At 63.0% G+C, this 9,676-nt stretch carries 10 protein-coding genes and 1 pseudogene; 9 read left to right on the top strand and 2 right to left on the bottom strand.

Going from position 1 to position 9,676, the window contains the following annotated elements:
- Window positions 1–80 precede the first annotated feature (80 nt).
- The 4 genes from OEW28_RS17190 to OEW28_RS17205 are packed head-to-tail and all read left to right on the top strand — an operon-like array spanning window position 81 to window position 4,019.
- Window positions 81–1,661, top strand: coding sequence for an acyl CoA:acetate/3-ketoacid CoA transferase (locus tag OEW28_RS17190; protein ID WP_263736019.1), 1,581 nt, complete (start codon window positions 81–83; stop codon window positions 1,659–1,661).
- Window positions 1,661–2,446, top strand: a complete 786-nt coding sequence (locus OEW28_RS17195) for an enoyl-CoA hydratase/isomerase family protein (protein ID WP_263736020.1) — start codon at window positions 1,661–1,663, stop codon at window positions 2,444–2,446. The genes OEW28_RS17190 and OEW28_RS17195 overlap by 1 nt, the downstream gene beginning before the upstream one ends.
- A complete protein-coding gene (locus OEW28_RS17200; protein ID WP_263736021.1) occupies window positions 2,443–2,754 on the top strand; it encodes a Dabb family protein in 312 nt (103 codons plus the stop codon). Before OEW28_RS17195 ends, OEW28_RS17200 begins: the two co-directional genes overlap by 4 nt.
- Window positions 2,754–4,019: a glycerate kinase type-2 family protein gene (locus tag OEW28_RS17205; RefSeq protein ID WP_263736022.1), complete on the top strand. Its 1,266-nt coding sequence runs from the start codon at window positions 2,754–2,756 to the stop codon at window positions 4,017–4,019. The genes OEW28_RS17200 and OEW28_RS17205 overlap by 1 nt, the downstream gene beginning before the upstream one ends.
- Window positions 4,020–4,031: 12 nt before the next feature.
- Here the strand turns inward: OEW28_RS17205 and OEW28_RS17210 are convergent, their stop codons facing one another.
- Together OEW28_RS17210 and OEW28_RS17215 are read right to left on the bottom strand one after the other, a co-directional pair.
- A complete protein-coding gene (locus tag OEW28_RS17210; RefSeq protein ID WP_263736023.1) occupies window positions 4,032–4,487 on the bottom strand; it encodes a MaoC family dehydratase in 456 nt (151 codons plus the stop codon).
- Window positions 4,484–5,497: an aldo/keto reductase gene (locus OEW28_RS17215; RefSeq protein ID WP_263736024.1), complete on the bottom strand. Its 1,014-nt coding sequence runs from the start codon at window positions 5,495–5,497 to the stop codon at window positions 4,484–4,486. The genes OEW28_RS17210 and OEW28_RS17215 overlap by 4 nt, the downstream gene beginning before the upstream one ends.
- Before the next feature lie 140 nt (window positions 5,498–5,637).
- On the opposite strand from OEW28_RS17215, the gene OEW28_RS17220 reads away from it, so the two are divergent.
- From OEW28_RS17220 to OEW28_RS17240, 5 genes and pseudogenes are all read left to right on the top strand, one after another.
- The gene (locus OEW28_RS17220; protein ID WP_263736039.1) at window positions 5,638–6,768 is read left to right on the top strand and encodes an acyl-CoA dehydrogenase family protein; all 1,131 of its coding nucleotides are present in this window, start codon (window positions 5,638–5,640) and stop codon (window positions 6,766–6,768) included.
- Window positions 6,765–7,535, top strand: coding sequence for a 3-ketoacyl-ACP reductase (locus tag OEW28_RS17225; RefSeq protein ID WP_263736025.1), 771 nt, complete (start codon window positions 6,765–6,767; stop codon window positions 7,533–7,535). The genes OEW28_RS17220 and OEW28_RS17225 overlap by 4 nt, the downstream gene beginning before the upstream one ends.
- A 12-nt stretch (window positions 7,536–7,547) precedes the next feature.
- The gene (locus OEW28_RS17230) at window positions 7,548–8,699 is read left to right on the top strand and encodes a dihydrodipicolinate synthase family protein (RefSeq protein WP_263736026.1); all 1,152 of its coding nucleotides are present in this window, start codon (window positions 7,548–7,550) and stop codon (window positions 8,697–8,699) included.
- Window positions 8,699–9,541, top strand: a complete 843-nt coding sequence (locus OEW28_RS17235; RefSeq protein ID WP_263736027.1) for a sugar phosphate isomerase/epimerase family protein — start codon at window positions 8,699–8,701, stop codon at window positions 9,539–9,541. The genes OEW28_RS17230 and OEW28_RS17235 overlap by 1 nt, the downstream gene beginning before the upstream one ends.
- Window positions 9,542–9,563: 22 nt before the next feature.
- Window positions 9,564–9,676, top strand: a pseudogene (locus OEW28_RS17240) (electron transfer flavoprotein subunit beta/FixA family protein); the annotation flags it as partial.

Here is a 9,676-nt window from a genome sequence, read left to right on the forward strand (position 1 = left end):
GCAATACAATGAGGCTTGAACCATGACGGTCTTGCGGGCATAGTAAAATAACTAATTGGTTACTCAGGAGTCGCTGTCAGATGTCGAAGGTTCGCTCTGCCGCAGAAGCCGTCCGCTTGGTCCCGAGCGACGCAGTCGTGGCCGTAAATTCCTCAAGCGGTCTGTGCTGCCCGGACGCCGTTCTGGCAGCGCTCGGGGCACGTTTCGACGCGGAGGGCGCACCCCGCAATCTCACCACAATTCATCCGATTGCTGCGGGTGACATGTTCGGCACCAAGGGTGTGGATCACATTGCGAAGCCCGGACTTATTTCAAGGATAATCGGCGGTTCCTACCCGTCGGGACCGACCAATGCCGAACCGCCGCTGATTTGGCAGATGATCGTCGCCAACCAGGTGAAGGCCTATAATGTCCCTTCCGGGATCGTGTTCGACATGCTGCGGGAAGCGGCATCAAAGCGCCCGGGTGTCCTGACCAAGGTCGGCTTGCAGACATTCGTCGATCCGGAACTTGAAGGTTGCGCCATGAATGATGCGGCGCGCGAGGAGGCGGTTGTAAAGAAGATAACCTTCGAAGGCGAAGAATGGCTCTACTTCAAGTCGCTCGCACCCCACGTGGCGATCATTCGCGCGACGACGTCCGATGAGCGCGGCAACCTGAGCTTCGAGCATGAGGGAGCGTATCTCGGCGCCATGGAGATGGCGCTTGCCGCGCGGGCAAACGGCGGCTTGGTGATCGCGCAGGTGAAGCGCGTCGCCCAGAATGGGTCCATCCGCCCTCATGACGTGCGGGTTCCAGGGATCTTCGTCGACGTGGTCGTCGAAGCGCCCGACCAACTTCAGACGACGGCGACATCTTACGATCCGGCCATTTCCGGTGAGCTGATCAGGCCGCTGGATACCTTCCGCACTGTGGAATTCAACGTCGGCAAGGTTATTGCGCGGCGCGTCGCGCAGGAGTTGAAGCTGGGCTGGGCGGTGAACATCGGCTTCGGCATTTCTGCGAACGTTCCCCGAATTCTCGTCGAGGAAGGTCAGCACGGCGCCGTTACCTGGATGATCGAGCAGGGCGCTGTCGGCGGCATACCGCTCTTGGATTTCAAGTTTGGCTGCGCCGCCAATGCCGAAGCCTTTGTCGCTTCGCCGCACCAGTTCTGCTATTTCCAGGCGGGAGGGTTCGACGCATCGCTTCTTTCCTTCCTTGAAGTCGGCCGGGACGGCTCCGTCAATGTGTCCCGTCTGTCATCCGTGCCTCACCGGACGGCCGGCGCGGGAGGGTTCGTGGACATCACTTCGCGCGCGAGAAAGATCGTGTTCTCGGGCACTTTCAATGCCGGAGCAAAGATGCGCCTGGAAGACGGGCGGCTTGTCATCGACCGTGAGGGGAAAGTGGCCAAGTTCGTGGATACGGTCGATCAGGTCTCATTCTCTGGCATGCGGGCGCAGCAGCAAAAGCAGGATGCGACATATGTCACCGAGCGCTGCGTGATCCGCTTGCTTGGCGGCAGGCTGGTCGTGACGGAAATCGCGCCGGGCGTGGACCTCAAGAAGGACGTGCTTGGGCAGGCTGCAACAGACCTTGAAGTCGCGAATGACCTCAAGGTCATGGATGCGGCGCTGTTCCGGCCCGAGCCCATCGGATTGCAGCTGGTCAGCGCGTGATGCAGGGACAGGGATTTGGTCTGACCGTCGACGACGGAATTGCGATCCTGAAGATCGACCGGCCCGAAAAGCTGAACGCGCTGGACGCCGGAATGGTCGATACGCTGAGCGGCCTTTGCAGGCAGATCGAACACCGCGAGGACGTCGATGTCGTCATCCTGACAGGTACCGGCAAGGCATTCTGCGCCGGCGGAGATATCGTGGCATGGAGCCTCGAGAACCCCGAGCGCTTTGGCCGGCACTGGGTCCGCGATGGCCACGACGCCTTCGATCGGCTCGCGCGGCTGCGCCAGCCGGTAATCGCCGTTCTGAATGGACATGCGTTGGGCGGCGGGCTGGAGCTTGCGGCATGCGCGGATTACCGGATTGCCGAGGCCCATGTGAAGATCGGGCAACCCGAAGCGGGACTGGGTATCATTGCAGGATGGTCCGGCACTCAGCGTGCCGTTCGTCGATTCGGCGCGCAATGGGTCCGCCGGATGGCACTGTTCGGCGAGGTTCTGACCGCCGAAGACGCGCGCGCCGCCGGAATCATCGATGCGGTGGCAGAGACGGGCGCCGGCCTTGATCTGGCGCGGAACCTGGCTGCAAGGGTCCTGTCTCGAAGCCCAGTGGCCTCGGAATTGACGAAGATGCTCGTAAATGCCGCCGAAGGCGAAGAGACGGGGCGGGTGCTTGAATCTCTGGCCGGTCGGATTGCGGCGGCAAGTGATGACCTTGGGGAGGGCATCAGCGCCTTCAAGGCAAAAAGAAAACCGAACTTTGGCCGGAAGGGAAAGACATGATCCGCCATCTTGTCCATCTGCGGTTTCGCAGCGATGTGACGCCTTCCGACAAGCAGGCGCTCTTCGCGCGGCTGGCAGGTCTTTCGGACCGTATCGACGGCATTGTCGATTTCCAGACCCGTCGCAATGTTTCTGTAGAAACGCCCCTGGTGCGTGGATTCCTCGACATGTTCTGGTTCGATTTTCGCGACGCCTCGGTGCGCGACGCCTATCTCGTGGATGAGGTGCATCAGGCGATTGGGGTCGACATCGTCGCAGCGCTCGACGGGGGTGTCGATGGCGTCTTCGTTTGTGACATCGAACCCTGATGCGCGCCGAGGACCAAGCCCTTCTGACGGAGCTGTTTCATGCAGCTGTCGCCGCGGCGGACCCGAAAGCGGCGCTGCGTCCGCATCTTCCGGCTCGTCCCAAGGGTCGAGTGATCGTTGTCGGCGCCGGCAAAGGTGCAGCGCAGCTTGCCGCCGCGTTCGAGGACCTGTGGGGCGACCCGGTGGAGGGGGTTGTCGTCACGCGTTACGGCTACGCCGCGCCGACTCGTTACGTCCGCGTCCTCGAGGCCGCGCACCCCGTCCCGGACGAGGCGGGGCTGGAGGCGAGCCGGGCGCTCATGCAAGCCGTCGGTGGTTTGACACGTGACGACCTTGTCGTTGCGCTGATCTGTGGCGGCGGCTCGGCGCTGTTGCCCATGCCGCCAAGCGGATTGACGCTTGAGGATGAACGGGCGCTCAACACCGCGCTTCTCGCGTCGGGTGCCCCAATCGGCGTGATGAACGCGATCCGCAAGCATGTCAGCGGCATCAAGGGCGGCAGGCTTGCGGCGGCCGCATATCCGGCCAAGGTCGTCTCGCTCGTGGTGTCTGACGTGCCCGGCGATGATCCCGCACAGGTGGCGTCGGGTCCGACGGTCGCCTCTGCGGTGACACTCGACGAGACGCTTCAAACTATCCGAAACCGGGGTATCAGGCTGCCGGGCCGGATTGCAGCCTATCTTGAAGGCGCGGAGCCCGCGCCCCTGCCGGGGGACGCGGTGTTTGCCGGACATGAAACCGTCGTCATCGCATCCGCGCGTCTTTCACTCGAAGCCGCAGCCGCGCACGCGGAACGGGCCGGCTTGGCTGCGGTGATCCTTTCTGACGCGATCGAAGGCGAGGCGCGGGACGTCGGGCTTGTTCACGCAGGGATCGCCCGGGAAGTCGTCACACGGGGACGGCCGTTTCAGGCGCCGGTCCTCATCCTGTCGGGTGGCGAGACGACGGTCACGCTTCGCGGCAAAGGGGGGCGGGGCGGCCGCAACACGGAATTCCTGCTTTCCTTTGCGCAGGCCATCGACGGTGTCGAGGGCATCTCGGCGCTGGCCGCTGATACGGACGGTATCGATGGCTCCGAGAACAATGCCGGCGCCTTTGCTGACCATTCCAGCGCGCAGAAGATGCGTGGTGCGGGCATCGACCCCGCGGCAGCACTTCAGGCCAACGACGCCTGGGGCGCCTTCAATGCGATCGGAGATATCTTCGCGCCCGGTCCCACAGGGACGAACGTCAACGACTTTCGGGCGATTCTCATTCGAGGCTGACGCAATGCGGCGTCAGCGGCGGACCATCAGGCTGTTCGTGCCACGCTGAACGGTTGCCCCGTCTTGGTTTGTTACCGTAACTTCCAGCATCACGATGCCACGGTCGGGCTTGCTCGTCTCGCGCAGACCTTTGACGTCAATCGCGGCCTGGATGGTGTCCCCGGCGTGGACCGGCGCCAAGAAGCTCCAATCCCATCCGAGGGAGGCGATGGCGTCGAATTGTGCAGGCGCCTGGTTCTTGAGCCCGTCCACCAGCGAAAGCACGAGCAAGCCGTGCGCGACCCTTCCGGCAAAGCCGTATTCGGCTGCGGCATCGGCATCCATGTGGATCGCGAACCGGTCACCCGTAAGATCGGAGAAGCTGTCGATCATGCCGGCCGTTACCGTACATGTTCCGGTCTGGATCCGATCGCCGACCGCAAGCCGGGCCAGGCCATAGCTGCCCGGCCCGAGAAGGCGTGCGCTCACGGTGTCGGGGCGTCTTCGCGCAGAAGCCCCTTCGCCTTGAGGTCCGACCAGAATTCAGCGGGGATCGGATGGCTGAACCAGGCAAGGTTCTGCTGGAGCTGCTCGACCGTGCGGGTGCCCGCCATGAAGGTCGGGACCGCCGGATGCGCGACCACGAATTGCAGGGCCGCGGCGGGCAAGGGCACGTTGTGCGCCGCGCACACCGCCTCGATCCGGCGCACGCGGTCCATGATCTCGGCCGGGGCGGGGGCGTAATTGTACTTCGCGCCCGCCTTCGCGCCCGTAGCAAGGATACCAGAGTTGAAGCCGCCGCCCACAACCACCGCCGCGCCCCGTTCCTCACACAAGGGCAAGAAGGTGTCGAGCGCGTCCTGTTCAAGCAAGGTGTAGCGGCCAGCGAGCAGGAAGCAGTCAAAGTCGCGGCGCTCCAGCGCGGCTTGGCAGACCTCCCATTCGTTGACGCCGACACCGATGGCTTTGACCACGCCTTCGTCACGCAGTTGGGACAGGGCCTTCCAGGCGCCGTCCATGGCTTGTTCGAAGACCTCCGGCTGCTCGGCGCCACGGGTGAATACGTCGATATCGTGGATGAAACAGATATCCATGCGCTCGAGGTTGAGCCTCTGGAGGCTGTCCTCGAAGCTGCGCATGACACCGTCGTAGGAATAATCGAAATGCATGGTGAACCGCCCGGCATTGGTCCAGGGCGCATATTCGATGTCCTGCTTGCGCGCGGGCCTAAGGACGCGGCCCACCTTCGACGATACCACGAAGTCGTCCCGGTTCTTCCAGCGCAGGGAATACCCCGTTCGCAGTTCCGAGAGGCCGTGCCCGTACATGGGCGCGGTGTCGTAGTAGCGCACACCGTTGTCCCAGGCTTCTTGGATCATCGCGTCCGATGTCTCTTCGTCGATTTCCCGAAATATGTTGCCAATTGGCGCTGTGCCGAAACCGAAGGCCGTCACCTCCAGATCGACGCGTCCAAAACTTACCTTCGCAGCCGGTGTCATGTCGATCTCCATATGTAACTGAATGGTTATATAAACGCTTTCCTTTCGACTGATCAAGCCCCTCGGCATCTTGACCGGGCAGAGAATCCGTCATACAAGTAACTATATAGTTACCGGAGGCAAGAATGTATCTTACGGAGATGCACCATCAGGTTCGAGATATGACGCGAGCCTTTGCAAACGACGTTGTTCGCCCGTTGGCGGAAGGCCTCGACCGCGACGAACGGTTCCCATCCGAGATTTACGACCAAATGGGGGACCTTGGCCTGTTCGGGATCTGCGTCCCGGAAAGCATGGGCGGCCCCGGATTCGACACTGTTGCATATGCGTTGGTCATGGAAGAACTGTCGCGCGGCTACGCGAGCGTTGCCGATCAGTGCGGTCTTGTGGAGCTCATCTCGACCCTCCTTGTCAGACATGGCACCGACGCGCAGCGCGCGCGCTGGCTGTCTGGCATCCTCGCCGCGAAGACGCGTGTGGCCTACTGTATCACCGAGCCGGAAGCCGGAACGGATGTTTCCGGTATCCGCACGAGCGCTGTGCGCGATGGTGGCGGGTGGGTGCTGAACGGAGGCAAGATCTGGATTCACAACGCGCCGGTTGCCGATGTCGGGTTCGTTCTTGCCCGAACCGACCCGGAAGCCGGCCATCGCGGCATGTCGATCTTCATCGTGGACCTTCACGCCCAAGGCGTTAGTCGCGGGCCCAAGGAGCACAAGATGGGTCAGCGCGCAAGTCAGGTCGGCGCGCTGAATTTTGACGATGTGCGCCTTCCCGCCGATGCGCTTCTGGGTCAAGAAGGCCGCGGCTTCCACATGATGATGAGCGTTCTCGACAAGGGGCGTGTCGGCATTGCGGCCCTCGCGGTCGGTATCGCCCAGGCGGGTCTTGAGGCGGCAGTGGGCTATGCGGCGCAGCGCAAGCAGTTCAAGCAACCTATCGCCGAGTTCCAAGGGGTACAGTGGCTTCTGGCCGATATAGCCAAGGACGTGGAGGCGGCACGTCTGCTTGTCCACAGTGCGGCGCACAAGCTCGACACCGGCGCAGATGCGACAAAATATTGCTCAATGGCCAAATGCTTCGCTGGGGACATGGCCGTTGCGCGAACGGCCGACGCCGTCCAGGTTTTTGGCGGATCCGGCTATATTCGCGGGTTTGAGGTCGAGCGCCTTTATCGCGATGCGAAGATCACACAGATTTATGAGGGCACGAACCAGATCCAGCGCATGATCATCGCGCGTGAGCTTCTGACCAAAGGGGCCGCAGCATGAGCGGGTACGCCGCGCTCGTCACCGGGTCCAGTCGTGGCATCGGTCTTGCCGCGGCCGTCGCTCTGGCGCGCGAAGGGTTCGCAATCGCGGTCAACGGGCCGGCCGACGACGAGGAACTGAAAGCGGCATCGGAGCGCGTGCGCGCCGAGGGTGTGCCGGTGTTCGCCGCGCCGTTCGACGTCACCGACTACGGCGCGCATGACCGCATGCTTGGCCGGATCGAGGATGCGCTCGGCCCGCTGACCACACTTGTCAACAATGCCGGCGTCGGCGTGATGCAGCGCGGTGACCCGCTGGATGTGAGTGAAGCCAGCTATGACCGCTGCCTTGCCGTCAATACCAAGGCGGCGTTCTTCCTCACACAGGCGTTCGCCCGTCGCCTCCTGGCACGGTCGCGCGATCGTTCCCTGTTCCACGCCGTCGTCAACGTGACGTCCTCCAACGCGGTGGCGGTCGCCGAGCCGCGATCGGAATACTGCGTTTCGAAAGCGGCCGCAGCCATGGCAAGCCGCGCCTGGGCGGTGCGTTTGGGGCGGGAGGAGATCGCGGTCTACGACGTTCAGCCTGGGCTGATCGCAACCGAGATGACCGCCTCTGTCATCGCGCAATATGAAGAGCGGGCGAAAGCCGGCCTTACCCTGCTTCCCCGCGTCGGCCAGCCCCAAGACATGGGCGCGATCATCGCTTCGCTGGCGTCGGGCAAACTGCCCTACACGACAGGACAAGCGATCTCGGCCGATGCCGGAATGCTTGTCCCCCGCTTCTGAAGGAGAGGCCATATGAAGATCGCCCTGCCGGACGAAAACGGCGCCCTGCACGAGTATATCCTGACCGGAACGCCGGTGGCCGAAACGTGCCTGCCCAAAGACCCGGCCCGCGTCGTCTACTCTGCGGCCCATGTGGTCGCAAACCCCTTCACCGGCAACGATCCTTCGGGAGCGGCGACGGTGGACTGGGAAACCACGATGCGCTTTCGCCACTACCTGCACGGCCTTGGCCTCGGGATCGCCGAGGCGATGGACACGGCACAGCGCGGCATGGGCCTCGACTGGAACGGCGCGCTACACCTGATCCGGCGAACGCGCGAGGAACTGCCCGACGCGCTGGTCGCCAACGGATGCGGCACCGATCATCTTTCCCCCGAAGACGCACGGTCGCTCGATGACGTGAAGCGCGCCTACATGGAGCAGCTGGGCGCTATTCAGGCCTGCGATGCGCGGGTGATCCTGATGGCCAGCCGCGCGATGGCCCGTGTCGCGACCACCCCGGACGACTACGCCCGTCTTTATGGAGAGATTCTCCAGTCGTGCGATCATCCGGCGATCCTACACTGGCTCGGCGAAATGTTCGATCCGGCGCTCGCGGGATACTGGGGCAGCGACAGGTTCGAGGATGCGCTCGACACCGTCGTGGCGATCATCGAGGCCAATGCCAACAAGGTCGACGGCATCAAGATTTCCCTTCTCGACAAGGGCAAGGAAGTGGCGCTCCGCCGCCGTCTGCCGCGCGGGGTCAAGATGTATACCGGGGACGACTTCAACTACCCCGAGCTGATTGAGGGCGACGAACAGGGGTTTTCACACGCACTGCTCGGCATCTTCGACCCGCTGGCGCCGGCGGCCGCGCATGCCGTCAATCTGCTGGGCAAGGGCGACACCAAGGGCTTCCGCGCAACGCTCGATCCAACGGTGCCGCTGGCCAGGCTGATCTTCCGGGCGCCCACACAGTACTACAAGACCGGTGTGGTCTTCCTTGCCTGGCTGAATGGTTTCCAGGATCATTTCGTCATGCTCAATGGTGCCCAGTCAATGCGCCCGCTACCGTACTTCACCGAGATCTTCCGGCTCGCGGACGGTTGCGGTCTGCTGCGGGACCCGGACATGGCCGTCGCGCGGATGAGGCGCCTTTTGGCGGTCTACGGCGTCGCGTGATGCGGGACTTTTCTCACGACAGGACGGCGCTCAGCCTCAATACCGCGACACTCGGCCATAATCTTGATGGGCATGGTGCCGGATGGACGCCAGAACAGGTAATTGATGGCTGCGCGGAACGCGGGTTCGGGGGAATCGTCTTCTGGCGCCGTGAGCTTGGTAATCGCGCTGCAGAGATCGGAGAGCGGGTTCGTGCGGCGGGTCTTCGCGTCGATGGCCTGTGCCGCACGCCCTACCTGACCGGGCGGGATGCGGGTTCGGACGCCGAAATACAGGCCTCGATCGACATGGCGGCCGCGCTAGGGGCGCCCATCCTGACGATCGTTACCGGCGGAACGGAACCTGGGACAAAAGGCGGCGCCGAAAGCCGGAAACGGCTTGCGGATCGCATAGCCCGGCATGCACCCCATGCGTCAGACTGCGCTGTCCGGCTCGCGATCGAGCCGCTCAACCCCATGTTCGGAGGGAACCGGACATGTGTATTTACCGTGCGCGATGCCTTGGAGGTCTGCGGTCTGGTCAGCATGGAGAACGTGGGGATCGCCGTCGACGTGTATCATGTCTGGTGGGATGCGACACTCGAGGAAAGCCTGGAGGAGGCAACCGACCACATCTATGGATACCACCTGTGTGACTGGCTCGAAGACACCGGGGACATGTTGCTTGACCGGGGAATGATGGGCGACGGCGTTGCCGATCTGAAGTTCATTCGGTCCGCCGTCGAGGCTGCCGGATATTCGGGGCCCTGCGAGGTCGAGATCTTTTCCGCCCGCGACTGGTGGTTGCGTCCGCCTGGTGAGGTGCTCGACAAGATCGTAGACCGCTTCCACACCCATTGCTGAATAAAGACGGAGATGCACGCCGATGAAGGTACTGGTGCCTGTGAAGCGGGTGATTGACTACAACGTGAAGGTCCGCGTGAAGGCGGACGGATCGGGTGTCGATCTGGCCAACGTGAAGATGTCGATGAACCCGTT

The organism is Albidovulum marisflavi (assembly GCF_025751435.1).
Lineage (GTDB): Bacteria > Pseudomonadota > Alphaproteobacteria > Rhodobacterales > Rhodobacteraceae > Albidovulum > Albidovulum marisflavi.

What these genes read in the sequence shown, in the direction of transcription:
- OEW28_RS17190 (WP_263736019.1), top strand. Translation starts at nt 81, where the DNA reads ATGTCGAAGGTTCGCTCTGCCGCAGAAGCCGTCCGCTTGGTCCCGAGC.
- OEW28_RS17195 (WP_263736020.1), top strand. Translation starts at nt 1,661, where the DNA reads ATGCAGGGACAGGGATTTGGTCTGACCGTCGACGACGGAATTGCGATC.
- OEW28_RS17200 (WP_263736021.1), top strand. Translation starts at nt 2,443, where the DNA reads ATGATCCGCCATCTTGTCCATCTGCGGTTTCGCAGCGATGTGACGCCT.
- OEW28_RS17205 (WP_263736022.1), top strand. Translation starts at nt 2,754, where the DNA reads ATGCGCGCCGAGGACCAAGCCCTTCTGACGGAGCTGTTTCATGCAGCT.
- OEW28_RS17215 (WP_263736024.1), bottom strand. Translation starts at nt 5,497, where the DNA reads ATGACACCGGCTGCGAAGGTAAGTTTTGGACGCGTCGATCTGGAGGTG.
- OEW28_RS17220 (WP_263736039.1), top strand. Translation starts at nt 5,638, where the DNA reads ATGCACCATCAGGTTCGAGATATGACGCGAGCCTTTGCAAACGACGTT.
- OEW28_RS17225 (WP_263736025.1), top strand. Translation starts at nt 6,765, where the DNA reads ATGAGCGGGTACGCCGCGCTCGTCACCGGGTCCAGTCGTGGCATCGGT.
- OEW28_RS17230 (WP_263736026.1), top strand. Translation starts at nt 7,548, where the DNA reads ATGAAGATCGCCCTGCCGGACGAAAACGGCGCCCTGCACGAGTATATC.
- OEW28_RS17235 (WP_263736027.1), top strand. Translation starts at nt 8,699, where the DNA reads ATGCGGGACTTTTCTCACGACAGGACGGCGCTCAGCCTCAATACCGCG.